General features: G+C 43.9%; 20 protein-coding genes. 8 read left to right on the plus strand and 12 right to left on the minus strand.

All coding sequences use genetic code 11. The annotated features are described in order from the left end of the window. Positions 1 to 228 precede the first annotated feature (228 nt). The 7 genes from ACLI09_RS11065 to ACLI09_RS11095 form a co-directional block, all read right to left on the minus strand. On the minus strand, positions 229 to 1,980 hold the full coding sequence (locus ACLI09_RS11065) for an alpha-L-fucosidase (RefSeq protein WP_411419687.1): 1,752 nt from the start codon (positions 1,978 to 1,980) through the stop codon (positions 229 to 231). Positions 1,981 to 2,070: 90 nt separating this feature from the next. Next, positions 2,071 to 4,683 carry a TIM-barrel domain-containing protein gene (locus ACLI09_RS11070; protein ID WP_411419688.1) on the minus strand — a complete coding sequence of 871 codons (2,613 nt, stop codon included), beginning with the start codon at positions 4,681 to 4,683 and terminating at the stop codon, positions 2,071 to 2,073. Positions 4,684 to 4,708: 25 nt separating this feature from the next. Beyond that, entirely contained in the window at positions 4,709 to 6,655 is a 1,947-nt protein-coding gene (locus ACLI09_RS11075) for a glycoside hydrolase family 97 catalytic domain-containing protein (RefSeq protein ID WP_411419689.1), read from the minus strand. A 31-nt stretch (positions 6,656 to 6,686) separates the two neighbouring features. Continuing rightward, positions 6,687 to 7,019 (minus strand): L-rhamnose mutarotase, encoded by a 333-nt coding sequence (locus tag ACLI09_RS11080; RefSeq protein ID WP_411419690.1) that lies wholly within the window; start codon positions 7,017 to 7,019, stop codon positions 6,687 to 6,689. A 44-nt stretch (positions 7,020 to 7,063) separates the two neighbouring features. Beyond that, positions 7,064 to 7,900 (minus strand): amidohydrolase family protein, encoded by an 837-nt coding sequence (locus ACLI09_RS11085; protein WP_411419691.1) that lies wholly within the window; start codon positions 7,898 to 7,900, stop codon positions 7,064 to 7,066. Between the two features lie 2 nt (positions 7,901 to 7,902). Further along, positions 7,903 to 8,703, minus strand: coding sequence for an SDR family oxidoreductase (locus tag ACLI09_RS11090; RefSeq protein ID WP_411419692.1), 801 nt, complete (start codon positions 8,701 to 8,703; stop codon positions 7,903 to 7,905). A 12-nt stretch (positions 8,704 to 8,715) separates the two neighbouring features. Next, positions 8,716 to 9,729 (minus strand): zinc-binding alcohol dehydrogenase family protein, encoded by a 1,014-nt coding sequence (locus ACLI09_RS11095; RefSeq protein ID WP_411419693.1) that lies wholly within the window; start codon positions 9,727 to 9,729, stop codon positions 8,716 to 8,718. A gap of 145 nt (positions 9,730 to 9,874) precedes the next feature. Between ACLI09_RS11095 and ACLI09_RS11100 the strand changes: the two genes are divergently transcribed. From ACLI09_RS11100 to ACLI09_RS11115, 4 genes are all read left to right on the plus strand, one after another. After that, entirely contained in the window at positions 9,875 to 10,726 is an 852-nt protein-coding gene (locus tag ACLI09_RS11100; protein WP_411419694.1) for an AraC family transcriptional regulator, read from the plus strand. A gap of 130 nt (positions 10,727 to 10,856) precedes the next feature. Beyond that, entirely contained in the window at positions 10,857 to 12,164 is a 1,308-nt protein-coding gene (gene fucP, locus ACLI09_RS11105) for an L-fucose:H+ symporter permease (protein WP_411419695.1), read from the plus strand. A gap of 17 nt (positions 12,165 to 12,181) precedes the next feature. Then, positions 12,182 to 13,822: a UxaA family hydrolase gene (locus tag ACLI09_RS11110; protein ID WP_411419696.1), complete on the plus strand. Its 1,641-nt coding sequence runs from the start codon at positions 12,182 to 12,184 to the stop codon at positions 13,820 to 13,822. 73 nt (positions 13,823 to 13,895) lie between these two features. After that, positions 13,896 to 14,660 (plus strand): SDR family NAD(P)-dependent oxidoreductase, encoded by a 765-nt coding sequence (locus ACLI09_RS11115; RefSeq protein WP_411419697.1) that lies wholly within the window; start codon positions 13,896 to 13,898, stop codon positions 14,658 to 14,660. Positions 14,661 to 14,773: 113 nt separating this feature from the next. Here the strand turns inward: ACLI09_RS11115 and ACLI09_RS11120 are convergent, their stop codons facing one another. Further along, on the minus strand, positions 14,774 to 17,332 hold the full coding sequence (locus ACLI09_RS11120) for a TonB-dependent receptor domain-containing protein (RefSeq protein ID WP_411419698.1): 2,559 nt from the start codon (positions 17,330 to 17,332) through the stop codon (positions 14,774 to 14,776). Between the two features lie 200 nt (positions 17,333 to 17,532). Between ACLI09_RS11120 and ACLI09_RS11125 the strand changes: the two genes are divergently transcribed. From ACLI09_RS11125 to ACLI09_RS11135, 3 genes are all read left to right on the plus strand, one after another. Continuing rightward, entirely contained in the window at positions 17,533 to 18,462 is a 930-nt protein-coding gene (locus tag ACLI09_RS11125) for a lysostaphin resistance A-like protein (protein ID WP_411419699.1), read from the plus strand. After that, complete coding sequence (locus ACLI09_RS11130; protein WP_411419700.1) at positions 18,455 to 19,510, plus strand: AMP-binding protein; 1,056 nt, start codon at positions 18,455 to 18,457, stop codon at positions 19,508 to 19,510. The genes ACLI09_RS11125 and ACLI09_RS11130 overlap by 8 nt, the downstream gene beginning before the upstream one ends. Positions 19,511 to 19,656: 146 nt before the next feature. Further along, positions 19,657 to 20,082, plus strand: coding sequence for a response regulator (locus ACLI09_RS11135; protein ID WP_411419701.1), 426 nt, complete (start codon positions 19,657 to 19,659; stop codon positions 20,080 to 20,082). A 105-nt stretch (positions 20,083 to 20,187) separates the two neighbouring features. On the opposite strand, the gene ACLI09_RS11140 is transcribed toward ACLI09_RS11135, so the two are convergent. Together ACLI09_RS11140 and ACLI09_RS11145 are read right to left on the minus strand one after the other, a co-directional pair. Then, positions 20,188 to 20,994, minus strand: coding sequence for a T9SS type A sorting domain-containing protein (locus ACLI09_RS11140; RefSeq protein ID WP_411419702.1), 807 nt, complete (start codon positions 20,992 to 20,994; stop codon positions 20,188 to 20,190). Positions 20,995 to 21,029: 35 nt separating this feature from the next. After that, the gene (locus tag ACLI09_RS11145; protein WP_411419703.1) at positions 21,030 to 23,435 is read right to left on the minus strand and encodes a gliding motility-associated C-terminal domain-containing protein; all 2,406 of its coding nucleotides are present in this window, start codon (positions 23,433 to 23,435) and stop codon (positions 21,030 to 21,032) included. A 400-nt stretch (positions 23,436 to 23,835) separates the two neighbouring features. Between ACLI09_RS11145 and hemN the strand changes: the two genes are divergently transcribed. Next, complete coding sequence (hemN, locus tag ACLI09_RS11150; RefSeq protein WP_411419704.1) at positions 23,836 to 25,200, plus strand: oxygen-independent coproporphyrinogen III oxidase; 1,365 nt, start codon at positions 23,836 to 23,838, stop codon at positions 25,198 to 25,200. A 22-nt stretch (positions 25,201 to 25,222) separates the two neighbouring features. On the opposite strand, the gene ACLI09_RS11155 is transcribed toward hemN, so the two are convergent. Beyond that, complete coding sequence (locus ACLI09_RS11155; RefSeq protein ID WP_411419705.1) at positions 25,223 to 25,930, minus strand: sulfite exporter TauE/SafE family protein; 708 nt, start codon at positions 25,928 to 25,930, stop codon at positions 25,223 to 25,225. 88 nt (positions 25,931 to 26,018) lie between these two features. Next, a complete protein-coding gene (locus ACLI09_RS11160; protein ID WP_411419706.1) occupies positions 26,019 to 26,468 on the minus strand; it encodes a FixH family protein in 450 nt (149 codons plus the stop codon). Positions 26,469 to 26,478 lie beyond the last annotated feature (10 nt).

Consider the following 26,478-nt stretch of genomic DNA (forward strand, 5'->3'; position numbering starts at 1 on the left):
ATTTGCATACCAAAAAGCCCTACGCTAACGCGTGGGGCTTTTTTTTTGAGCTGCTTAGGCACTGAGCTGCTGAGAACTTAGAAGCGTATATGGATGGAGTAGGTTTTAAATCACGCAAAGGCACGAAGGCGGTGATCATATCCTGTTTAAAAGTACATTTTTATGCCTTGGCGGCTTGTTAGGATTAGTTACGCGATTTATTTAGTTTAAGCCCATACAATAAAGGCATCAGTCAACTTTAAATACAACCGAAGTTGCGAACGAGGTCCCTTCAGGATATGTAATGCTAAGCCCATCAGATTCCTGTTTCCATTTCAATTTGCCCTCATATCCTAATAATTTAACGCTTTTAATCTTTTTTTGGAGATATTCTGCATCTTTACCCAGCGCCTTGATTTTTAATTTTGTGCCTGCTGATGGAGCAACCATACAAAAGGCATATAAAGCGCCATTTTTTCCTGTTGTGAAACGAAAATCCTGCCGACCAAATTTAAATTCTGCCTGTTTGCGCCCCAATGCACCACCGGGAAGCATCCTTAACTTTCCGTCAACAATTTCGCCTTCGCCCGGTATAAGCCAGGCGTGACTTCCATAAACAGCCTCACCATTGCGGCGCATCCAGGTACCTACCTCTTTTAGCATGTTAAGGCTGCCCTCATCAATAGAACCATCAGGCAGCAGGGATATGCATAGTGCCGCGTTACCATCCCTCGATATCGCTTCGACAACATAGCGTATCATCATGCCTGAATCGTAAGTAAAGCCCGGGGCATAAAACCAGTCGCCCACAGGCGCCTCTGCAATCCAGGGCTGGTCGGTCTTTATATTAGCCGGAATACCGTGCTCTTCTGTATTTACCGTACCATTGGTTTTGTGGCGAAATTTAACGATACTAAAGGTGTTTACCTCGCCCCGCTTTGCGAGGGTACGGTTATAAAAATCGGCCATTACCGTTTGCATTGCATTAGCTTTAAAGCCGGTTCCGGTTCCGCTGCCTGTAAAAGGCCCCTGGACGGTTCCATCCGTATAGATAAAATCAGGGTCGTAATGCGCGACAACATCCATCATCCTTAGCGCCCATTGTGTAGCATACCATTTATCATATTCAAGATGGTTTGAAAAGATGCCTGCCGGCGCCGGAGACCAGTCGGTGTGGGATTTTTCTTCTACGCCGATGTATTCGCGCAAATCAATGCCGTACAACAGCCTGGGGTCGTACCCTTCCCACCATTTTCCCTTCCCGTCGGCTAGCGTCAAATTCCCGTCATATGGGATACCTTTTTTACTTCCTTCCTTATCGCTGCCAAAAGCCGTTTGCCACCACCACCAACTGTATTCGTGGTGAAACGTTACGCCAAAGTGTATCCCTGCGGCGCGGCTGGCTTTAGCCCATTCGCCAATCAGGTCGCGCTTGGGGCCCATGTTTACCGAGTTCCAGGGATGGTACCTGGAATTCCACAGGTCAAAATTGTCGTGGTGAACGCCCTGTACCATTAAAAAACGCGCCCCCGCATCCTGGTATATTTTTGTAAGTGCCGCAGGGTCAAGTTTTGTTGGGTTCCAGTCGCGCAGTACTTCCTTATAACCTACCTCAGAAGGGTGACCATATCTTTTAAGGTGGTTTTCATATGCCCTTTTCCCCGGTGAATAAAGCTTACGGGCATACCAGTCGCCACTTTCTCCGGCAGATTGTGGCCCAAAGTGTACCCAAATACCAAATTTGGCCTCACGCAGCCATTGCGGCTCGCCGGGATAGTTTTTTTCGATAGATTCCCAAGTGGGCTCAAAAGGCCCTTCCGCTATAGGAATATCCAGTTTTACTTCGTTAAAAGATTTCCAGTCTCCCATCGGTACACTGTTTAACGGCTGCCTGGCAGGAATTTCAGGCATTGGGGGCACTTCAACTGTATTTGTGTTTTGGGCATTTAAGGAATATATGGCTGCTATAGTGAGCACCAATGTTTTTAAGGATTTTTTCATTCTTTATTTTTATACAAGTTTGTATGATAGAAGTTTACACTGAATTAGACCTGTATTGAATCTTTTTCTACTGATCCTGTAGGGTAGTTTTTATCGTCTTTCATTTATTACTACTTCTTTTCCGGTATATACAATTTGCTTTCCTGCATCACTTTGCACGGCTCCCAAACCATTTTTACTATTTATAAATACAATAGTAAATGTGCGTTGTTTCATACAGCCTTCATAGCCGCCCTGTATCGCTTTAATGGTAAGCGTTTTATTTTCTTCATTATACTCAAACGGTATTATACTGTACTTACCGGTTTCATAATTATAATTATCGCCCTCATCTTCATACAGCTCAAACCTGCCATCAGCGCCTTTATACACGCTGATTTCGAGATTATCTTTCTGCGGTTCGCTGGTATGCTGTATCACCTTGCCTATGGGGAGTATAGCACCGGCTTTTACGTAAACGGGAATTGTACTGAGGGGTGCCGGGGTACTAATGGTTTGCCCGCCCTTATATTTCTCTCCTGTCCGGAAATTGTACCACTCAGCTCCTTTGGGCAGGTATACATCCCAGTGTTGGATACCAGGTTTTGTAACGGGTGCTACTAATAATTCACTTCCAAACATGTACTGAAATGGCTGCGCTACGGCTTTGGCATCCTGGCTAAAATCCATAACTAACGGTCGCATGATTGTTGAGCCGTTTTTATGTACCTGCCACGCCTCAGAATAAATGTAGGGCAACAGGCGGTAGCGCAGGTTCATCATTTCCCTCATATTTGCTTCTACGGTGGGGCCGTACTTCCACGGCTCGGTTTCCGTTTGGTACCCGTGGATGCGGAATATAGGGTTAAACACCCCCCACTGAAACCAGCGCGTGAGTATTTCATGATACTTTTCATCGGTATACTGGCCTGGCCCGGGCCTGAAGAACCCACCTATGTCGGTAGTCCAGTAGGGCATGCCGGTAAGGTTGTAGTTAAGCCCGGCCACAATCTGGCGTTGGTAGGTATCCCAGTCCCAACCAATATCGCCCGACCAATTTATGGTACCATACCGCTGCTGGCCGGCAAATGCCGAACGCGTAAGTATGGCTACGCGCTTGGAGGGGTCGGTGGCACGTTGACCGTCATATACGGCCTTGCTAACAAACAGCGGATAGGTAAGGCGGTAAAAATCGCCGGGACCTAAATAGGTTTGTTTTCCAGCGAGGGCATCATTTTCCGGTTCCGTAGCGTCCATCCACCAGGAGTCTACTCCTTTGCTAAACAGGTTTTCGTTAAGCGCGTTCCAGTGGGTTTGCGGTGTTAACGGATTGTATATATCAATCCAGGGGCTGTCCGGTATGTACAGGTTTTTAGCAATGTAGGGCTTTGCTACCTCTGAATCTTTATTGAGATTTTCCCAAACCGAAACGGAAAAGTGCGCATTAAGGCCATGAAGCTCTTTAATAAAACCTTCAGGGTTGGGGTAATTTGTTTCGTCAAATTTTGGTACTCCCCAGCCGTATTTTCCCCAGTACTGCCAGTCTTGCACAATAACGTCCATAGGAAGGTTTCTCTTGCGGAATTCTTTTACGGTTTCCATCAAATGCGTGCCGGATGTATAGCGCTCCCTGCACTGCCAAAAGCCATAAGCCCACAAAGGCAACATGGGCACATTGCCTGAAAGGTTACGGTAACCGGAAATTACATCATCGGCATCTTCTCCATAAAACACCACATAGCGCAGTGACTTGGCATTGGGTGAGCGAAAGGTGGTTGTATTATCAGCGGCTTTATAGGTCAATTTTGGCACATTTGTGCTGCGGCAGATTATATGCGTGGTATGTTTGCCCGCTTTTAAATGGATAATTTTGCCCGCCCCACGCGGCAGCCATAGGTTTGACTGGTCTATAACCGGGTCGCCGTCAATGGCCAGGAAATGGCGGTTTTCCATAGCCCCTAAATCGAGCATTATACTATAATCTCCTTCTTTCGCTACGGAAAATTCTCCTGTATAAACGGATTGTTGCTGTGACACTTTTTGGGTACCTGCAGTGGTGGTTACTTCAACTTCCTGTTTATTACCTGCTTCATTGCCCTTGGTAAGCTGTACCTGGTTATCAGCCGGGTTAAAATCAGTGAGGCCATACTGGTGCCACAATATGCCATAACCTTTACTGGAATACAAAAACGGAATGGCAATTTGTGTATTGACCTGCACCAGCTTGCGGGTTATGTTACGCAGGTTGTAATTACCGTCCTGGAACTGGCCCAACCCAAATAAGGATTCGTCGTTATCGGCAATAAAACTTTGCTGTGCCTCAAAACAGTCCTGCGCCATTACGGTAGCGGGTTCCAGTTTACGGCTCCCTGCTTTTTCTTTTAAAAATACCTTGCCCTTAGGGTCGCTGTACTCTAATACTCCGGTCTTTTTGTAAAGCGTTACCGTAACAAAAGCGGTAGAGAGCCTAATTTTCCGTGAAGTTTCTGATGTTTTGAACTCAGGTATGGGTATCTTGTTTACAAGTACCAGCTCCTGATCTTCTTTTACCAAGCCTTTTTCCCAGTTTATATTAATAGCTTTGGCACTTAATGGTTCAATATGTAATATGCCTTCTGACAGGGTTATGGACAGGCCTTTTTCGTGCACGGTATGGCTTACATAATTTTGTGCAAAGCCAATCGCGGTAGTAAGCAATAAAAAAAGTATACACAGTTTTTTCATAATATAATAGAATAGAATAACGGCATTACTGTAATGGCGTGATGCTTGCCGAAAAGCCCCCGCGGCGCAACAGTTTTACACTTAAAGTGGATGATTTATCTACTACCATGTATGTAGTTTTAAAATCTTTGTCGTGCGTACCATCTGCAATAAGGGTTAGTTTATAGGTAACGCCCTGCTTTAAAAAACCAAGGCTTATTTTTTTATCCTTTTCTTTCAGTTCGGCGTTTATGCCGCCTAAATACCATACGTCGCCTTTGCGACGTGCTATGGTCACTTCTTTGCCCGGATAACCGTCAACCAGCCTGGTTTCGTCCCAGGCAGCCGGTACATCCATAAGGAATGTTTTAGCGGCAGTGGGCAAATTATAATACCCTTCTGGGCGGTCGGCCATGTGCTGCAAACCCGATTCAAACACTACGCTCAGTGCGAGTTCGTGCGCATAAGAGGTAACGTGCGGGTACTGGGAATTTGTAAAAGTGACTGGGGTATAATCCATAGGGCCCACCACATTGCGTGTAAAGGGCAAAATAGTGTTATGCTCCGGGGCTGACATTGTAAACTCAGGGCCGTTATTGTACCACTCTGCCCCGCGCACCGCTTCATAGGTCATAAGGTGCGGATAGGTGCGCGACCATCCCCTGGGCACAATGCATCCATGAAAATATACCATCATTTCATACTTCGCGGCATCTTCTAAAATATCGATATAATACTGTATCATGTCCTGTTTCTCACTCTCAAAGAAATCAATCTTAACGCCCGCAACGCCTAGTTTTTTTAATTTCTCAAACTCTGCAATCCTGTTTTCATGGGTGAGCATACGGTCTTTAGGAGTGGCCGAAACCCACGTGTGGTTTCCGCCGGAATTATACCATATAAGGGGTTTTATGCCTTTTGATGTTATGTAGCGCAAGGCATCTTCGAGGTTACCCCCGTTTGCCATAGCATCCCACTCCCAGTCGAGCAGGGTATACGGCCATTGCATTTCCGCAGCAAGGTCGGCAAATGCCGTAACGGTCTTATAATTTTTAGTGCCGTGGTTGTCTGACCAGTAATTCCATGATACTAAGCCGGGTTTAATCCATCCGGTATCTTTCAGTATGCTGGGAGCAGATACATCGTCAACCAGTGTTGATGCCACAATATCCTGCAGCTGCCCCATTATTATTACCCTCCAGGGCGACTTCCATGGCAGTGAAACCGTGGGTTGGGAAACGCCTGTGCCCCGAGCATCGGCAGGGTCAGGGAACGTGATTTTATAGGTAGAAGCGTCGGCAGCATTGCTTAGTTTAGATCCGCAGTAATTTTTATCAAGGCCGGCTTCGTGCAGCAAAAACCAGCACGATTTATTTTCAGTAGCAAACAGTGCCGGATAACACCATTCGCCCTGCGCAATACTTTCTTTTTGCTGCGTGCTGTATAAGCCCTCATTAGCGGTATTCCATTTTTCCAGCCAGCGGATAGTGCCTGACGGTATGTTGTACACCGTTAATTCATCTCCCACAATCAATTGCTGTTTTTTTTCGGGTAATTCATACCGAAATACAAAACCATCATTATAAGCCCTTAAAATGATATTGAACCTCACATTATTTTCATTTTTAAAGTACAGGGTTTGCTCATTGCCTTGGTTGCCGCATACCGAACGCTTGCCATGAATGGCAGTATAGTTTTCTGCTACGGGTATTGTTTTTCCGGTTTTTATGTACGACAACCCTTTAGAAAAATCATGCCTGTTTGTAACCAATCCTAAATCTAAGCGTGGTATAACAATATTAGTACGGTTACTGTCAGCATACGACAGTGTAAGGTACCACCGGGCTTTACTATTTTTATCCGGGCCGTCATTATAAAGCGCTGCACTAATTTTTTTATTGGGTGAATATAGTGTCGCCTGTTGCGAGTGACCCCCCTGAGAAAAAATGATGAAGCAAACGACTGAAAATAGAAACTTTAACTTTATCATCATGCGTTGTTGTTAGATGTTGTGGTATGCAATTTTATTGCAGCGTAAAAATCCGGTTCATAATAATCCATTTTTCACCGGGTTTCGCGCCGGGCAGTGCCTGCTGGTAGTTCCACATCAGGGTTTCCCATTCCTGCACTTTAAGGTTGGCTGCATCCTGATGTGCTTTTTCTTCAAACGAAAAATTTTCTTCTGTTTCCATAATCATAAACAGGCGGTTGCCGGTACGGTAAATTTCCATTTGGGTGATCCCCGAGTCTAAAATGCTTTTTTTTATTTCAGGCCAGACTTCCTGATGATACTGTTCATATTCAGCTATCAGGCGGATATCATCGATTAGGTCGAGGGCAAGGCAATATCTTTTCATGTTATTTGCTATTGAACGGTATGTTATATATCAGGATGTTTAATTTACCGATCAAGGTTATAAAATGCCTGTGCGTTTTTAAACCATACCTGTTCCTGCTCCGCTTGCGGTAGTTGGGCAATATAATCCTGTATGGTGCTTACTACCTGGTTATAATGTGCGGCAACATTGCATACCGGCCAGTCTGACCCGAACATTATCCTGTCTGCCGTAAAATTCTCAAATACCACATCAAGGCAGGGCTTTATGTCATCAGCCGTCCATCTGTCCCAGTGGGCTTCTGTTACCATGCCCGATACCTTGCACAGTACATTATCTGCTTTTGCAAGCTCTTTAATATCGGTCTTCCATTTTGCAATATCGCGCGTTTTAAGATTGGGCTTGGCGATATGGTCCAGCACAAAAGGCTGGCTTGGGAGATGAGTAACGAGGCTGATCGCATCGGGCAGCTGGTGGTGGAATATCAGTATGTCATATGTATAGTCAAATTCTTTAATGGCGGCAATCCCCCGCCTGAAATCTTCCCTGAGCATAAAGCCATCCGGCTCTCCCTGCACCACATGCCTGAAGCCTTTAAGTTTTTGTTCCGTCGAAAAATAGTTAAGGCGTTCAGCTACTTTTTCGTCCAACAGGTTTACCCAGCCCACTACACCTTTTATGAAATTATGCTCTTCTGCCAAAGCCAGAAGGAATTCTGTCTCCTTTTCAGTCTGGTCGGCCTGCACGGCCACACAGCCGGAAAAATGGTTTTGGGTTAAGAGCGGTTGTAAATCTTCCGGCAAAAAATCCCGCTGTATTTTGTGCATGGTAGCGTCTATCCACCCGTGAATATCAGGGTTGTATTTCCAAAAATGCTGGTGGCTGTCTATTCTATGCTGCACGGCTATGGGTTTAAATCATTAATCAATGCCCTGTCCAGGTGCACGTAACCGCCATCTATAAATACAAACTGCCCCGTAGTGTGCGATGAGCGCCCTGAAATAAGAAACAATACGGTATCAGCAATTTCTTCCGGGCGGGTCATCCGCGATTCCAGGGGAATGCTCTTATTTATTTTTGCCAGGGCAGCATCTCCATCGGGCAGGGTTTTTAGCCACTCATCGTAGGCGGGAGTAAAACTTTCGGCAATAATTAGAGCATTACTTCTAATACCGTAGGGTATCAAATCTACCGCCCATTCTCGGGTAAGCGCTAACACGCCCCCTTTAGCCGCCGCGTAGCCCGATGTGCCACCCTGGCCGGTAAGTGCTACTTTAGAACCTATATTTAGTATATTGCCTTTAGATTTTTTTAAATAGGGTAGTGCATATTTAATTAACAAAAAATAACTTGCCAGGTTAAGCTTTAGCGACTCCATAAACTCCTCATAAGTAGCGTTTAATCCTACACCGTCGTTTACGCCTACATTATTAATAACTACGTCTATTCGGCCATACTTTTGTATAATTCCGGCAACCGCTGCCTCTATTTGAACTGGGTCTGTTACGTCGGTTTTACAAAATAGGGCATCAATACCCTTAGCCTTAAGGTTTTCGGCATATTCAATACCCCGTTCGTTGCGGTCTATCAACACCGGGATGGCACCTTCATTTGCCAGCCTTTTTATAATGGTTTCGCCAATGCTGCCTTCCTTTCCCGCAGCGCCCGATACTACAACAACTTTGTTTTTAAGCCCTAAATCCATATACGGTATGTTTTAAGCTACGTCTATAATTATCTTAATCGCATTATTCTTTGGGTCGGTCCATTCACTAAATTTTTCGATGATGCTGTCAAACGAACCCCTGTGTGTAATGTACTTTTTAGGGTCAATAGCGCCCGACCTAAGGCTTTGCAGCACATAGTCAAAATCCTGCCTTGTGGCATTGCGGCTGCTCATTAGCGTTGATTCACGCTTGTGGAAATCAGGATGGCTAAAGGCCAGCTCCCCTTTTTGAAGCCCTACCAATACAAACCTTCCACCGTGTGCAATATAGTTAAATGCGGCGTTCATTACATTACGGTTGCCTGTAGCATCAAACACAACAGTAGGCATATCCCCGTTGGTGAGATGTGAAAGGCTTTCTGCAACATCAGCCTCTAACGGATTAATGCATGCGTTTACACCAAGGGACTCCCCGCAAAAATCAAGGCGAAACTGATTAGTATCCATAGCAATAACCCTTGCCCCTGCCTTCTGCGCAAACTGGATAAGCCCGATGCCTATAGGACCGGCACCCATTACCAATACGGTATCATTTTCAGTAACCCCTGCCCTGCGTACTCCGTGGGCGGCAATGGCAAGTGGCTCTACAAGGGCGAGTTCATCATAACCAAGACTGCCTCCGTGAAGTAAATATTCATCTTTTATGCAAACATATTCGGCCATACCGCCATCAATATGTACCCCAAATACCTGCATGCGCACGCAGCAGTTTGTTAACCCGTTTCTGCAGGCTATGCATTTGCCGCAATGAAAATAAGGTATAAAGGTTACTTTATCGCCGGTGTTAAAACCGGGTGCCTCACCATCAATATATTCTGCCGCGAGCTCATGTCCTAAAACCCTTGGGTAAATAAAATAGGGTTGTGTGCCTCCATAGGCGTGTATATCTGTACCGCATATCCCTATCCTTTTTATTTTCAATAAAGATTCTCCTGGTTCACGCTGCGGCACCGGTTTTTGTTTCAGCAAAAATTCGTGCGGCTTTTCACAAGCAATATATTTCATACGTTAAGGATTATCGACCTGTCACAAATTAATATCAATTTAACATCTAAAAAATTCGTATTATTATCCAATCATTGCGGAATATTATCCTAAGATAATTTAATATATAATATTAAACGTATATTTACTTAAAAAACCGTTATCGTTGAAGCCGCATCACCTTGCTATAGCTACAGATTCTACAAAGTCGTTTTCCGCAAAATGTGAAGTTTTGCCCGATGTTAATAACTGGTGGCATTACCATGATGAACTGGAACTCATCTACTTTAAAAATGGCAGCGGCACACAGTTTGTGGGCGACAACATAAGCAACTTCAAAAATGGTGATATTGTTCTTGTAGGGAGTAACCTGCCCCACTACTGGCAATTTAGCGAACAATTTAAAGACGCCGCTATTGAGGTGTATGTGGTGCATTTTAATAAATATTTTTGGGGAAAGGAATTTCTTACTTTACCTGAAAACCTAGAGCTATTAAAGGTTATAGAAAAGTCTGGCCAGGGTATACAGATTAAGGAAAGCAACAACACTTACCTAACCGAGGCTATAGTAAGGATTATAGAAACACAGGGCACAAAAAAAATACTAAGCCTTATAGAAGTTCTCTTAGAGATAGGCAAGTGTAGTAATAGCAAGTATTTAGTGTCTCTTGGCTTCAAGGCAAATTTTCAGGAATCTGAGCGCGACAGGATACAAAACATTTACAATTATACCCTGAAGAACTATAAGGAACAGATAAGCCTGGAAACTATTGCAAAAATTGCCAAGATGAGCAGGACTTCATTTTGCAAATTCTTTAAGCTGCGGACAGGTAAAACATATTCTGTTTTTTTGAACGAAATAAGAGTAGGAAATGCCTGCAAAATGCTAATTGAGAAAAAATTGACTGTCAAGGAGATTTGTTTTGAAAGCGGGTTCCTTAATTTTTCAAGCTTTCATAAATGCTTTAAAGACAGTACAGGGCAAACGCCTTTAAAATACCAAAGGTCGTATAAGTAGGCCGCAAATAGTTTACTTTTCCTTAATTAATGGATAATCTAACTTACTTTATATGGCTCAGGATTGTATAGTTTTGACAATAACCCCACAGCATTTTGCAGCTTCATACTATTAGAAACACATTATATAAATGAACAACATACCTGACAGCGTTGCAGAAAAGCCCGCTAAAACAAAAACCTCTTACGTTTTTCCGTTAATTTTAATAACGAGCCTGTTTTTCTTTTGGGGATTTGTACATAATTTAGACCCGGTATTAATTCCGCACCTAAAAAAAGCCTTCCGCCTGACTGACCTTGAAACGGCGTTTATAGATTTCTCCGTTTTTATTGCTTATTTTGTTATGGCACTGCCTGCAGGTTACTTTATGCGAAAGTATGGCTATAAAAGCGGCATTATATTAGGGCTAAGCCTGTTTGCAGTCGGGTCTTTATTATTTCTGCCTGCCGCCGATACCCGGCAGTATATTTTTTTCCTGGGGGCGCTATTTATAATTGCCTGCGGGCTTACCTTCCTGGAAACAGCCGCAAATCCTTATGTTACTATATTGGGCGATCCCAAAACGGCGACACAGCGTTTAAATTTTTCTCAGTCGTTTAATGGGCTTGCAGCCTTTCTTGCGCCCGTTATTGGCGGTATGTTTATACTTTCGGGCAAAAACTATAGCGATGCCCAGCTGGCAGCCATGCTGCCGAATGAAAAAGAAGCCTATTTGTTGCAGGAAGCAGGTAGCGTTAAAGGCCCGTACATGGTAATGGGTATTATAATTATAATTGTAACCCTTGCTTTTATATTTACAAAACTACCTGATATAAAAGAAAATAAAGATGAGATAGAGGGTTCAAATATTCGCCATGCATTACGCCACAGTCACTTGTCGTGGGCTATAATTGCACAGTTCTTTTATGTGGGCGCTCAGGTGTGCGTGCTTAGCTTTTTTATCCGGTTTGTAACAACATCGGCAGGACTTGCAGAGCAGCAGGCCGCGTGGTATGCCGGTGGCGCGGGCCTTGCCTTTATGATTGGCCGTTTTGCAGGTACCTTTTTTATGCAGTATATAGCGCCTAATCGCCTCTTAATGCTTTATGCGTTTGCCAGTATGCTTTTAACTATAGTAGCTATTTTCGCGCATGGCATGTTAACCGTTTATGCCCTGATTGGCATAGCCTTTTTTATGTCTATTATGTTTCCTACCATATTTTCAATGGGTATTTCAGGCCTGGGTAAAGATACCAAACTGGGTTCTTCGCTCATTGTAATGTCTATTGTGGGCGGGGCATTGTTACCGTTGGGCTTAGGCTATATCTCAGATATTACAGGCAATATACAATACGGGTATGTGGTGCCATTTGTGTGCTTTTTAGTTGTTTTTATCTTTGGGTATAAAAAATGGAAGCCTGTAGTTACAGAAGCTCCACTATCTTTAAAAGAACTATAAAACAATATTTTCTAAGAATGGATTCTTTAGTTTTAAAAATAAACAACAAGGATAATGTGCTTGTTGCACTACAAAATCTTAATACGGGTTCACAGGTTACTTATGAAGGCTATACATACAATATTTTAGAAGCCGTTCCTGCCAAGCACAAGTTTTTTATGCAGGATATGAAAGCCGGTGAAGCAATAATAATGTATGGGGTGCTGGTGGGTAAAGTGCAATATGATGTTAAACAGGGCATGCGCATGAGCGTAGAAAATACCAGCCACGCCGCAGAGCCCTTTGCTTACCGGGAAGTTGATTACAAGTGGCAAGCCCCAGACGTGAGTAGATATGCTAACCGCACCTTTAACGGTTACCATCGTAAAAATGGCGCGGTAGGTACTGCAAATTACTGGCTTTTTATGCCCACCGTATTTTGTGAGAACCGTAACCTGGATATTATAAAAGAATCGCTGTACACCGAACTGGGATATGCTGTGAGCGATAAATATAAATCGTATACCCATAAGTTAGTTAAGGCGTATGAAGAAGGTTTAGACATCAGCAATATCTCTTTTGAGCCGGATAGTTCCCCTAAAGAAAAACGCGTTTTTAAAAATATAGACGGTATAAAATTTTTAAACCACAACGGCGGCTGCGGCGGTACAAGGCAGGATTCTGAAGTCCTTAGTAAGTTACTGGCCGCTTATGCCGATCACCCTAACGTTGCAGGTATTACAGTGCTAAGCCTGGGATGCCAGCATTTGCAACTCCCGGAATTTAAGTTGGATATTTTAGCACGTAACCCCGGTTTTGATAAACCCATACTACAGTTTGAACAACAAACCGCGCAAAGCGAGGAGCAGATGATACAGCAGGCTATACGCGAAACGTTTAAATGTTTAATTGAAGCTAACAAACAGGAACGCCTACCGGCCACGCTGGATAAACTTACAGTGGGTGTTAAATGTGGCGGATCTGATGGGTTTAGCGGTATCTCTGCAAACCCGGCCGTGGGGCATTGCTCTGATTTGCTGGTGGGGCTTGGCGCTAAAGTATTGTTAGCGGAGTTCCCGGAACTGTGTGGCGTAGAGCAGGAAATAATAGACAGGTCAGTAAGCCGGCCTGTGGCAGAGAAATTTATTCGCCTGATGACCGACTACGACGCACAGGCACATAGTGTAGGTTCGGGCTTTTTTATGAACCCATCTCCGGGTAATATTAAAGACGGGCTTATAACCGATGCCATAAAATCTGCCGGGGCGGCAAAAAAAGCAGGCTCATCGCCCGTGGTAGATGTGCTTGACTATACCGAGCCGGCTACTAAGCCCGGCCTTAGCCTTGTATGCACACCCGGAAATGATGTAGAGGCCACCACGGGCCAGGCAGCATCGGGCGCAACTCTTATACTGTTTACTACCGGGCTTGGCACACCTACCGGCAACCCGATTTGCCCTACCATAAAGGTGGCTACAAATTCTAACCTGGCCAATCGTATGGCAGATATTATTGATATTGATACGGGTGCTGTTATACGCGGCGAAAAAACCATTGCTGCAATGGGTGAAGATATACTTGAGTATTGCATTAAAGTGGCAAGCGGAGAGGAAGTTCCTAAAGCTGTGCAACTAAACCAGGATGATTTTATTCCGTGGAAACGGGGTGTGAGTTTATGATTTTTCTTAAACGCTGAATTATATTACTGGGTGGGCATTCTTTAATTTTTTGAATTTAAAGTTTAGATATAAAATGTTTTCATTACAAAATAAAACAGCGGTGGTAAGCGGCGCGGGCAGCGGTATTGGCCGTGCCATTGCTGTACTGCTTGCTAAACAGGGTGCCGAAGTGCACGTTTTAGAAATTAGCCCCGAGCAGGCCTCCGGAACAGTTTCTGAAATTGTTAATAGTAAGGGTAAGGCCACGGCGCATGTGTGTGATGTATCTGACCAGCAAGCCGTTTTAAATACCTTTAAAGCAATAGGACCCGTTAATATAGTGGTTAATAATGCCGGTATTGCCCATATAGGCAAAGCCGATACTACAAACGAGGATGATTTTGACAGGGTAATGCGTATAAACGTAAAAGGTGTTTATAACTGTTTGTTTGCAGCCATCCCACAACTAAGGCTGGCCGGTGGCGGCGTTATTATTAACATGGCATCTATCGCGGCACTGGTGGGTATACCGGACAGGTTTGCCTACAGTACGGCTAAAGGTGCGGTTAAGGCAATGACCATGAGTGTGGCCAAAGATTACATTACAGAGAACATCCGTTGCAATTCTATTTCACCTGCTAGGGTACATACTCCTTTTGTTGATGGTTTCCTTCAGAAAAATTATCCGGATAGTATTGACGAAATGTTTCAAAAACTGTCTAAAACGCAGCCGATAGGCCGTATGGCTGAACCGGAAGAAGTAGCAGCTTTGGCATTGTATCTTTGCAGCGATGAAGCCGGATTTATAACCGGTGTAGATTACCCAATAGATGGCGGTTTTACTACCCTTAACAACTAAAATAAAAAATAAACTTTACATAATTTGAAGCGTAGTCAATACCTGCCAATATTCTTTAATAAAGCAAAAAAGAGGCCTTGCGGCCCCTTAATCAATATACAAAAAATAACTAATTAACCTCCCATATATTCCTCTCCCCCACCGTTGTCCTGGCGTTGCTGCTGCTGTTCTTTCTGCCTGTCGGCCTTGGTCATGTTAAAGCGGTAGGTAAACGAAAAAGTTACCTGGCGCTGCCTCCACTGCATTTCGCTGTATGACTCTACCTGTCCTGATATAAAGGTTTCATTCTTCATTTTGCGCGAGTTAAAAATATCCTGTACATTAAGCGACAGGGTCCCTTTATCTTTAAGGATGTCCTTGCTAAGCGCGGTATTAACTGCCGCTACGCCACGGCTTCTGCCCTGCGCATTTTTTTGCGCGCCACGGTAATCGCCGTTTATTTGCCAGTCTATTTTGTATGGCAATGTAATTTTTGAGTTTACACGGGTTGTCCAGGTATAGGCTGTGTTATTAAAATTCTGGTAGTAGATAACCGGGTTGCCGTTGCCATCGTCTCCGTTAAAGGTATAATCACCTTTTGTCTCATTACGGAAAAAATTAAAGTTGCTGTTTATCCTCCACCATTTATACGGATTGTAGTTGATGTTAAATTCAAAACCAAAACGGTATTCCTGGCTTATGTTTACAGGCGTGGTAAGCGTTACCGGCGTGCGGATATCCTGGCCGTCTACTACGGTAACTTCACCGGTTACAGGGTCTACTATATCCGCCCCGCCCACCTGCTGGGTAATAAAGTCGCCGCTTTGCTGTCTTACAAACTGAAAGTTATCATCGGTTACATTTAAATAAGCCGACGAACTTAAGGTAAGCTTTTTCCATTTTTTTATGTAGCCAAGGTCAATAGCATGTGTTTTAGACGGGTTCAGGTCAGGGTTACCCCTAAAGATGTTAATATTACTCTGCAGGCCTGCAAACGGGTTAAGGAACCTGCCGCGCGGGCGGTTTATCCGGCGGCTGTAGCTAAGGGTAAGGTTACTGCCGTCGTTAATTTCGTATCCTAAAAATGCGCTCGGGAAAAAATTGTTGTAGCGCTTATTGTTATAATTACCCACGTTGATAAGGTTAACATCTATATTAGAGTCTTCCCAGCGCAGGCCTGCCATATAAGAAAATTTCCCTGCTTTGTTGCCGTACTGGGTATACAGGGCGTTTACTTTTTCTTTATATTCTAAGTTGTTAGTATAATTTGGGTCATTAACCCAATCCGTGCCTTCGAGTGTCTCGGTACGGGCATCGGTCTCGGTAGTAGCAAAGCTGCCCCGATACCCCGCTTCAAACTTACCGCCCTCCCCTACCGGGAGTTCATAGTCTGCCTGCAAAAGCGTCCTTGTATCGTTTTCATCGTTACTTGTGCGCTGGTAGGAATTGTTTGAAGTATCCGAAGTGTTTACTATCTCGTCGGTAATATTAGTATTTTCTTCCTCAAGGCTGCTGGATACAGAAGCATCTACCTTAACCTGGTGCCCCTTATTATTAAACTTTTTAATAAAGCTGGTAGAATAGTTAACATTACTTTCTTCATCATCCTCAAGGCTGTAACGGTAACGCGTGCTCAAAAAGTTGCGGTCGGCATCATAATTGTCGTAAAATGTTTTTGATGGGTTATCCCCCAGGTTGCGGCGTATGCTTAAAGAGTTTGTCCAGGTAAAGGTGCTGTCTATAAACCATTCCAGGCCAAGGCTGGCATTATAACCCTTTCGCAGGCGCTCATTGGTACGGCGCTCATTAGTATAGCTGGTAGTGTTGTCGTTTTCATCAAGGTATCGGCTGTTAGTAAACGAGTTGCCCGGGTTATTGCGGTAGTTGTATCCTAAATTACTAAATAAATTGAAATTAGTACTGCGGTAATTCAGGTTGGTACTCAGCCCGTGATTAGCAGGGTCGCCCGTGGTAGCGATAATCGACCCGTTAAAGCCGTTAGCCTTACCTTTTTTAAGAATGATGTTAACAATACCGCCACCGCCTTCGGCATCGTAGCGGGCAGATGGGTTTGTAATAACTTCAACCTTATCTACAGAGTCTGCCGGGAGCAACCGCAATACTTCGGCCACGTTACTGCCCGCAAGCGTGCTGGGGCGGCCATCTATAAGTATAGTAACACTCTGGTTGCCCCTAAGGGCTACATTACCCTCTGCATCTACCGATAGTGATGGCACATTATCCAGAACATCGCTCACGGTACCGCCACGCACCATCATGTCATTGCCCACAGAATATACGCGCTTATCAAGCTTAATTTCTACTGTGCTGCGCTCTGCGGTTATTTCTACTGCATTAAGAACAGTAGCATCGGGAGCCAGGGTTATAAGGCCCAGGTTAACAGAGGTGTTTATCTGCCTGCCGGTAATTACCTGCGGCTTAAAAGAAATAAAATCAAATTTTATATTATAAGTACCCGGCTTTACATCGAGGCTAAACTCACCATTAGCATCGGTAAGGCCACCGGTTACGGTAACATTTTCGGGGGTTTGTATAATAACGTTAGTAAACTCTAAAGGCTGTTTGCTGCCCTGCTCTACTATTTTTCCGGTAACCTTTACGGTACCCTGCGCAAACGCGGAAGAAAAAGCAAGTGTAAAAAATAAGAGGAGTGAAAATTGCAAATGTTTCATGAAATGGGGTATAGTAAGTTTTTTTAATGAGATGGTATGACACAAAAAGCTGCCCAGGGTTTAACGGGCAAGCTTTAAATAAATGTTAAAATTACACTTAGCCTTGTCTCCTGTAAAAGTGTAGTAATCCCAGGACTGGCGGCCCTACTTAATTCTTCAAAAAATTTGAGTACTTTAGTAGTAATAAATTTATAAAACCTATGTATATAGAACAGGCTTACAACAAGCGCTTTAACTTTATAAAATACCTGCCCATACCTGCCTTTTTGTTTGTGCTTATGCTGCTAAACTTCTTAATATTACAGGTAATGGATGGCGACAGCGAAAAACTGATGCAGGATGCTATAGAACAGCAGGGCGAAATGTCAATCTTCATACAGTCGCTGGTATTCCTTGATATTTTGTTGGTGGCCTTACTATTTTATGTCAGATATGTACACAAACAAACCATCCTTAGCCTTACTACATCACGCCCGAGTGTAAGCTGGAAACGCATTTTTTTCGCGTTTGGTCTATGGGCGGTCATCAGCGGTGGCTCTATACTACTGGCCTATTACCAGGAACCGGAAAGCTTTGAGTTAAATTTCCAGCTTAAGCCTTTCCTTATACTTGCAGCATTCTCGATAGTGTTAATACCCATGCAAACCAGCTTTGAAGAATATCTTTTTCGCGGCTACCTCATGCAGGGCATAGGCGTGGCCACAAAAAGCAAAATTTTCCCGCTCATATTTACATCGGTACTATTTGGTCTTATGCACATCTCTAACCCTGAAGTGGAAAAGATGGGCTACCTTATACTGCTGTACTATATAGGCACCGGGTTCTTTCTGGGCATCATAACGTTAATGGATGAAGGCCTGGAACTCTCACTGGGCTTTCATGCCGCCAATAACCTCGTGGCCTGCCTGCTCATAACATCTGACTGGAGCGCGCTGCAAACGCCCTCTGTGTTTAAAGATTTAAGCGAGCCTTCAGCAGGTTTTGATGTACTACTGCCCATATTTATTTTTTACCCGCTGCTGCTTATTGTATTTGCCAAAGTATATAAGTGGACTAACTGGAAAGACAAGCTGGCAGGAAAAGTGATACTAACGGAAAAAACTGAAATTGAAAGTATAGGCCATGAATGATTATGTATATGAACCCAGCTATGTGCACCCACGCTTCCGGATAAATGGCAACAGTATGGATGCATGTACCCTTCTTAATGCAGCATACGATTATATAAAAGAAGGCAAACCGTTTGAAAAAGCCATAGGCGTTTTTTTACTGGACTGGTTTGACCCTAAACCTTATGTAATAATGAAAACCTCCGGCACTACCGGGACACCTAAAACGATACAACTATCAAAACGTGCCATGATAAACAGCGCGCTGGCAACGTCTGTTTTTTTTAAGGTGGGCGCAAATACCCACGCACTGCACTGCCTGCCTGCCCAGTACATAGCGGGCAGGATGATGCTGGTACGCGCTATTATAATCGGTTGGGATATTGATGTTTTAGAACCATCATCTACGCCTTTGGCGGGAAATGAAAAAACATACGACTTTGCCGCAATGGTACCGCTACAGGCAGAGCAATCTTTAGGGAAATTAAGCCAGGTTAAAAAAATAATACTGGGCGGAGGTAAGGTAAGCAGCGTACTCTCAGAAAAATTGCAGCCGCTGCCGGTAGCAATCTGGGAAACGTATGCCATGACCGAAACGGTAACGCACGTAGCCGCAAAGCGCATTGGCGAAACTGCGTTTACCACACTGCCGGGTGTAAAGGTTACTACAGATGCACGGGGCTGCCTGGTTATAGATGCGCCTAAAGTTGCCGATATGCCCGTGGTTACTAACGACCTTGCCGAAGTGAAAGACGTGCACCGATTTACCTGGCTGGGCCGCTATGATAATGTAATAAACAGCGGTGGTATAAAGCTGTTCCCCGAGCAGGTGGAAGAAAAACTTGCGCCTTACCTTACCCAGCGCTTTTTTGTATATGGCCTGCCCGATGAGGTACTTGGCGAGAAGCTGATACTTGTAGTTGAGGGGTCACCGGTTACGATACCCGACCAGGCTTATAGCAATCTGGATAAGTATGAAAAACCTAAAACCATATTATTTGTAAATAAATTTGCTGAAACGGGTTCAGGTAAGGTACAACGCGGCGAAACAGTTGCTGCCGCAAGATAAAAATTTACATTAATTGCTCAATTTTGAGCAAAATTAGAAATGGTGTAAATATGCTTAGCAAGTTTTTTAAATTTTTATTAAAATTTTGCTACCCTACATACATTTTATATAGCTAGCTCTTAAATTTATATATACAAAAGTATATCATGAATAAGACAGGCCCAATAATATTTATTGAAGACGATTTAGACGACCAGGAAATTATAACTGAGGTATTTAAAGAACTTAATTATGCAAATGAGTTAATATTTTTTAGCGATGGAGAAAAAGCACTTACCTACTTAACAGTGACCGAGGTGGAGCCATTTATTATATTTTCTGATATCAATATGCCTAAGCTAACAGGTATGGAACTGCGTGCAAAAGTGCACCAAAATGAAGACCTGCGCCTTAAGTCTATCCCCTACCTCTTTTTTTCTACCCAGGCAGAACAGCAGGATGTAATAAATGCCTATTCAAAATCAATACAGGGGTTCTTTGTCAAGCCCTCAACTTATGGTGAGCTTAAAGATACTATACACGCCATTGTATACTACTGGCAAATATGTGTTTCGCCAAATTATATAAAGTAGTACAACTTTTAAAATAAAACCTGGGCTTACTACCGCATAGTTACTGTGTTAAGCCCAGGTTTTAACTTACTTATAGTTATCAGAATATCCCTTGCACTGCTTTTTTTATTGCTTTATTATTTTTTTCCGGATTATCTCGTTGCCCGAATTTATATTTAAGTAATATACTCCTGCTGCCAGTGCAGAGAGGTCAATCCGGGTTTCAGCAGCGTTTGGCTGGCGGCTTTGTAAAAGCTGCCCTGTTGTACTAACCAATTCTATTTTATCAATACTAACATTGCCTGTAATTATCGCGATTTGCTCTACAGGGTTAGGATATACCTGAAAGCTGTATGCGGTTACATCGTTAGCAGCCATAGTATCATCCACCTCTTCCACCACTATATCATCCAGGTAAAAATCTCCGGTATTAGAAGTAGTATACAGTGTAAACAAAAAATAATAAACACCTGTTTCAGTTACCTCAAACTCCCTGGATACATTAGTAAGCGTACCATCGTATACTATAGTAGCATGATTATAAACACTGTTTCCCCCCGCCTTACGGATATCCGGATAAAGCGAAAAAAGTTCGAACTGGTTCAGGCTGTTCTGGCATTTATAGGAAACATTGTAGGTTTTTCCGGCCACCAGGTTCAGTTGCCTTACATACAGGCTCGCGGCAACATTTGGTACATTATCGTTTTGGGTATAAAATATAAAGTAGTTGTCGTCAAAACCTGCCGCCCCGCTTGAAATCTGCCATACGTTTGAGCTGAATGTTTCTGCCTGTGTAGTGTAACATTGAGGCATTGTAGTGCCCACTACATTAGATAAATCTTCGGCATAAGGAAGGTTTACCGGATTGCATTGCGCAATAGCCGTAAATTGCATGCTGCATAGTACAGCTACTGTTGAGATAATTTTTTTCATGATAGTAAACTTTGGTATTAGTAATATAGTCTTTGTTATTGTTCCCTGTTTATGTATATCCAGCCGGTACTGGCCATACCCGAAAGCTGCTGTATAACATAATAGTAAGTACCTGTAGGCAGCTCCTGGCCGGTATTAGTTTGCCCTATCCATTCGGTAGTGTAATTTTTCCTGCTATATACTTCCTGCCCATAGCGGTTGTAAATGCTCAGGTTAAGCTGGCCATTCCTGCTCAAGTCAAAAAAGTCATTCAGGTTATCCCCGTTTGGCGAAATGCCCCGCTGTATTATGGGTTCTTCTTCCTGGCAATTCGTTACTATAACCTCAAAATTGTGGGTTTCATTACATTCGCCATTACTTAACGTCAGGGTGTAATTTCCTGCCGTGGCGATTTCTATGCTCTGCGTTTGCACCCCTGTAGACCAGGCATACTCTAACCCATCGGGGGCGGTTAAGATAAGCGGTACGCCTTCGCAAATGGTGTACTGGGATTCCAAACCGGATTCAGGCAGGGTAATTACATCAACTTCAAAATCAAAGGTCTCACTGCATCCGGCGTTACTTAAAGTAAGGCTGTAGCTGCCTGCCGTGGCAATTTCTATGGTTTGCGTTTGCACCCCTGTAGACCAGGCATACTCTAACCCATCGGGGGCGGTTAAGATAAGCGGTACGCCTTCGCAAATGGTGTACTGGGATTCCAAACCGGATGCAGGCAGGGTAATTACATCAACTTCAAAATTGTGGGTCTCACTGCATTCGCCGTTGCTTAAAGTAAGGCTATAGCTGCCTGCCGTGGCAATTTCAACAATCTGCGTTTGTGCGCCGGTAGACCAGCTATATACTAAACCAACGGGGGCAGTTAATGCCAGGGGTGTGCCTTCGCAAAGGGTATAGGTGCTTTCCAGCCCGGATGGCGGCAAGGTAATTACCTGCACCTCAAAACTGTGGGTTTCGCTACACGCGCCATTGCTTAGCGTGAGGCTGTAGCTGCCCGCGGTGGCAATTTCGATACTTTGCGTCTGCGCCCCGGTAGACCAGCTATGTGTTAACCCGGTGGGGGCGGTTAATACCAAAGGCGTGCCTTCGCAAATGGTATATTGGGTTTCCAGGCCCGATGCAGGCAGTGCGGTTACTGTTATAACCAGGGTCTCTTTTCTTTCTACACCCGGCAAAAAAGCGGTAAGGGTAACGGTATAAGTACCCGCGGCGGTGTAGGTATGTTCAGGATTAGGGGCAGTGGCCGTAGTACCGTCTCCAAAATCCCAAAGCAGGCTGTCAAAGTCAATGGTTGTTTGGGAGGTAAACTGTACGGCCTCCCCTTTACAGGCTGTATCGGCGGCAGCGATTGATAACGGCAGCGGAAACATATTTGTGGGTGGCAGCCCACCTATGGCAAGCCTGCCATCAAGGTCGAACGTGTGAAAGGTAAACTGGCAGTCGGCTCCCAGGCCGTTAGGGTTGTTGATAACCGATAACTTTGGCCTATAGCCCTGCGACATATAAATTTTACCATCGGGTGCCAGCTGCAATGCACCACTTCCTGATAATAAGGTACTGTACAACATAAACTCTGAAGCGGGTATATCCGGGGCGGCAAGGTTATACTGGAACAGGTGTGTACTCCCTTCAGCAACTGCGGCATAAAGCAGGCTGCTATCTGGAGAAAATTCAACGCCATACCAATAATCTTCAGTATTATCTAAGGTTTGGGCATTACTTACTATGCCGGTAACATTATCAAAATCATACAGAAACAGGCCTTCAAAATAAAGTGAAGCGGCTACTTTAGAGCCGTCGGGGCTAAACTTGTGCATTCCGGTAATCGCGGAGGCCTGTGTAACTTCCAGCCCCGCATAACTTATTACGGGGGGCTGCACCCCATCTGCTGTTACTAAAAATGCATAATAAGCATTGCCCATGCCATGGCACAGTACCCATATGTCTACACCGTTGCGGTGCCGCGTGGCTGCTACCTGCTCAGTGCCATCGTCCAATATTTGTATGTTTTTATTGGCCGTAACATCCCCCAGGCCGCCATCAAGGCTCATGTCTAACTCGCTGTAGCGTACGCCTGTAAAAAGTGGCTGCACGCTACCGGAAGCAGCATGAAAAATATAGTAAATGGTGTCTGAGCCAGGTTTTTGAACAATAACGGCTTGTGCGCTTGAATAATCACCAAGCAGGTCTGAGCCGTTCTCCATCCAGTCTCCCTCGCTGTTATAGACACGCATGCCATCAGTAAAAAATAAAAAATTACCATTTGCGTCACTTTGCGTGGCACATCCTTCAATAGCGCCCATAGGGGCTAAATAAAAAGGGACTGCTATACCGTTTTCAAAATTTATCCCGGCACCCTCCCCAAAAAACCAATTCTCGTTTTGCCGCTGCGCCTGTACATAGCAGACTAGTACTGTAAAAGAGATAACTAATAATCTTTTCATAGCATGTAGATTTGTGTATAAATTAACCGGCCTGTTTCCTGCAATGTCATTTACCTAATGAGCAGGCAATACAGTATACTGCTACTATCTCGGTTGACTTCATTGTAACTACTGATTTCTATGAAGGACAAAAAAATACACCCCAACCCTACCCCTAACCTTTCAATTTAACTAAAACAGATTAAATTTTTAGGCGTAAGCAATTCTTATACTTAAAGGTATAAGCACATTAATCAATTAGCAGTGGGTATCATTATGGTACATCGGTTATAAGTAAATCAAAGTTTTAGGGTTGCATCGTACTTCACACCATTTCAGTATTGAAAACCTTAAAGATGACTTATATCATTTTTTAACTTTTAATACCATTATACTTTTGGTACTGAAAAAAACGACATTCATGGAAACTTCTATAGTGCAAAAATATAATGTGCCGGGTCCCAGATATACCAGCTACCCCACCGTTCCTTACTGGGATGATACCTCATTTTCAACAGAAAAGTGGAAAGATAGTTTTATCAGGTCTTTTACTGAAAGCAATAGTAATGAAGGTATCAGCCTTTACATACACCTGCCCTTTTGCGAAAGTATGTGTACATTTTGCGGCTGTAATAAAAGGGTAACGCGCCGCCATGAGGTAGAAACAGCTTACATCACTGCTGTGCTAACCGAATGGGCACTGTACTGCGAAATCCTGCCCGAAAAACCTGTTATAAAAGAACTGCACCTGGGCGGCGGCACACCTACTTTTTTTAGCCCCGAAAACCTTGAAGTACTTTTAAACGGTATTTTCGACCAGGCAAACAGAGCAGCAGGGTATGAGTTTAGCTTTGAAGGCCATCCTAACAATACCACACGGGGCCATCTGCAAACGCTATACAACCTTGGCTTCAGGCGGGTAAGCTTTGGTGTTCAGGATTATAACGATAAGGTACAAAAGGCAATCAACCGTTACCAGCCTTTTCATAATGTAGCAAAAGTTACACTATGGGCACGCGAAATAGGGTATACATCCATCAGCCACGACCTGGTTTTTGGGCTGCCGTTCCAGACGGTTGAAAGCATTGTAGACACGATTGAAAAAACAAAGGCCCTGAATCCTGACAGGCTGGCATTTTATAGCTATGCCCACGTGCCCTGGATAAAAGGTAACGGACAGCGGGGCTTTAACGAAGAGAACCTGCCACAGGATAATGAGAAACGTATGCTGTATGAATTGGGCAAATACATTTTGTCGCAAAAAGGGTTCCACGAGATTGGGATGGATCATTTTGCATTAGAATCTGACAGTTTATACAATGCTTTTAAAAGCGGGAGGCTTCACCGCAACTTTATGGGTTACAGCGCCTCTAAAACCCAACTGATGATTGGCCTTGGGGTATCATCTATAAGCGATAGCTGGTATGGTTTTGCCCAAAATGAAAAAACGCTGGAAGACTATTATAAACGCATAGAGCTGAATGAACTGCCTGTATTTCGAGGACATATACTTACTACTGAAGACCTCATCATCCGCCAGCATATACTAAGTCTTATGTGCCGTTTTGAAACACGGTGGGATGTTTCAAACGGCTGGTTTACAGAACTGCCGGATGTACTTACAAGCCTGAAAGAAATGGAAATTGACGGACTTATAGAAATAAATAAAAACAGTATAACGGTTACAACCAAGGGCAGGCCTTTTGTACGCAACCTTTGCATGGCATTTGACCTAAGGCTGAAACGAAAAGCTCCGGAAACCCAATTGTTCTCTATGGTGGTATAGACAACCCGCCCCCCCTTTGGGGCTAGTGTGCCGTGCAGTCAGGGGCTGCTGTTACAAAAAGGCTTATACTACCCGGGGAAAGATACGGGATTCCTAATCCCAGTCCGCGCGCTATAAAGAGCAGGCCAATAATTACTGCGGCATAAGGCACGGCTTTAGTTATAGTATTTCGCCATGGCTTTTTAAGGAATGCCGACGCATATACAACGGCACTCATGAGCGGTATGGTACCGGCACCATAAAGCAGCATATACAATGTACCCAATACCGCATTTTGCATGGCAATTGCGCCAAAGAGGGCTGCATATACCAGCCCGCAGGGTAAAAATCCGTTGAGCAGGCCTGTAATAAATAACGCTTTATTGCCCCGCTTCGCGAACTGGTTGCCCAGGCCGGATTTTATAGTGGAGATAATGTGGTAAACGGGCTTCGAAAAATTATACCTGGCAAATAATTTTTCAGGCAGCAGTACAATAGTTATTATAATTGTACCTGCAATAATGGAAAGTTGCTGCTGCATACCGGCAAGGTAAAGCCCTTTACCTAATAACCCGAAAAGCAAACCCAGGCTACCATAGGCCAAAAGCCGGCCAAGATGGTATACTAAAATTTGCCCCGCTTTTTTTGCGGGATTATTACGGTCTACCGGCAGCATCATGGCTATGGGTCCGCACATGCCCATGCAGTGCAGGCTTGATATGAGGCCGAGTAAGAGTGCGGAGTAGAGCATTTTTTAAAACTTTGAAATGTAGTGGAGAGATAATTGAAGGGCAAAATAGATCGTAAGGATGTTTCGTCTATTACCTGTCATCTTAAATCTACTGAATGGTAAGCTTCTCGCTGCTTATATACCCTGTGCCATGGTATGTCCAGTCTATAGTAATGTCCCAGCGGCCGCCTGCCAGGTCACTTTTAGGTATGAGCAGGTATGGCAGGGATAATGAAATGGGCACATCAAAATCCAGCCCCTGGCCAGACGGCCTGTAGAGGGACACTTTCCCTTTAATATCTTTTACATCAAATCCCATTGGGAAGGTAATTATTATACCCTGTGCAGTATTTGCTACCGTTACCTTACTGGGTAAGGCGGCGGCATTTTGTTCTTTGTCTATCTTTTTTTGCAGTACGCGCTCCTGCTTGTAATATTCTTCTACAACAAGCTCGTTATCATATTTGTGGTTTGACTGAACGCTAAATACAAAAAACAGTATAAAACCCATAAATAATACAATGGCTATTACAATAGCGCTACCCCAGTTAATTTTCATAATTATCAGT

Source organism: Flavobacterium sp. RHBU_24 (genome assembly GCF_046613695.1).
Classification (GTDB): Bacteria; Bacteroidota; Bacteroidia; order Flavobacteriales; family Flavobacteriaceae; genus Flavobacterium.

Excerpts from the sequence above, each read along its gene's own strand:
- ACLI09_RS11065 (WP_411419687.1), bottom strand. The coding sequence starts at position 1,980 with ATGAAAAAATCCTTAAAAACATTGGTGCTCACTATAGCAGCCATATAT.
- ACLI09_RS11070 (WP_411419688.1), bottom strand. The coding sequence starts at position 4,683 with ATGAAAAAACTGTGTATACTTTTTTTATTGCTTACTACCGCGATTGGC.
- ACLI09_RS11075 (WP_411419689.1), bottom strand. The coding sequence starts at position 6,655 with ATGATGATAAAGTTAAAGTTTCTATTTTCAGTCGTTTGCTTCATCATT.
- ACLI09_RS11080 (WP_411419690.1), bottom strand. The coding sequence starts at position 7,019 with ATGAAAAGATATTGCCTTGCCCTCGACCTAATCGATGATATCCGCCTG.
- ACLI09_RS11090 (WP_411419692.1), bottom strand. The coding sequence starts at position 8,703 with ATGGATTTAGGGCTTAAAAACAAAGTTGTTGTAGTATCGGGCGCTGCG.
- ACLI09_RS11095 (WP_411419693.1), bottom strand. The coding sequence starts at position 9,729 with ATGAAATATATTGCTTGTGAAAAGCCGCACGAATTTTTGCTGAAACAA.
- fucP (WP_411419695.1), top strand. The coding sequence starts at position 10,857 with ATGAACAACATACCTGACAGCGTTGCAGAAAAGCCCGCTAAAACAAAA.
- ACLI09_RS11110 (WP_411419696.1), top strand. The coding sequence starts at position 12,182 with ATGGATTCTTTAGTTTTAAAAATAAACAACAAGGATAATGTGCTTGTT.
- ACLI09_RS11115 (WP_411419697.1), top strand. The coding sequence starts at position 13,896 with ATGTTTTCATTACAAAATAAAACAGCGGTGGTAAGCGGCGCGGGCAGC.
- ACLI09_RS11120 (WP_411419698.1), bottom strand. The coding sequence starts at position 17,332 with ATGAAACATTTGCAATTTTCACTCCTCTTATTTTTTACACTTGCTTTT.
- ACLI09_RS11125 (WP_411419699.1), top strand. The coding sequence starts at position 17,533 with ATGTATATAGAACAGGCTTACAACAAGCGCTTTAACTTTATAAAATAC.
- ACLI09_RS11130 (WP_411419700.1), top strand. The coding sequence starts at position 18,455 with ATGAATGATTATGTATATGAACCCAGCTATGTGCACCCACGCTTCCGG.
- ACLI09_RS11135 (WP_411419701.1), top strand. The coding sequence starts at position 19,657 with ATGAATAAGACAGGCCCAATAATATTTATTGAAGACGATTTAGACGAC.
- ACLI09_RS11140 (WP_411419702.1), bottom strand. The coding sequence starts at position 20,994 with ATGAAAAAAATTATCTCAACAGTAGCTGTACTATGCAGCATGCAATTT.
- ACLI09_RS11145 (WP_411419703.1), bottom strand. The coding sequence starts at position 23,435 with ATGAAAAGATTATTAGTTATCTCTTTTACAGTACTAGTCTGCTATGTA.
- hemN (WP_411419704.1), top strand. The coding sequence starts at position 23,836 with ATGGAAACTTCTATAGTGCAAAAATATAATGTGCCGGGTCCCAGATAT.
- ACLI09_RS11155 (WP_411419705.1), bottom strand. The coding sequence starts at position 25,930 with ATGCTCTACTCCGCACTCTTACTCGGCCTCATATCAAGCCTGCACTGC.
- ACLI09_RS11160 (WP_411419706.1), bottom strand. The coding sequence starts at position 26,468 with ATGAAAATTAACTGGGGTAGCGCTATTGTAATAGCCATTGTATTATTT.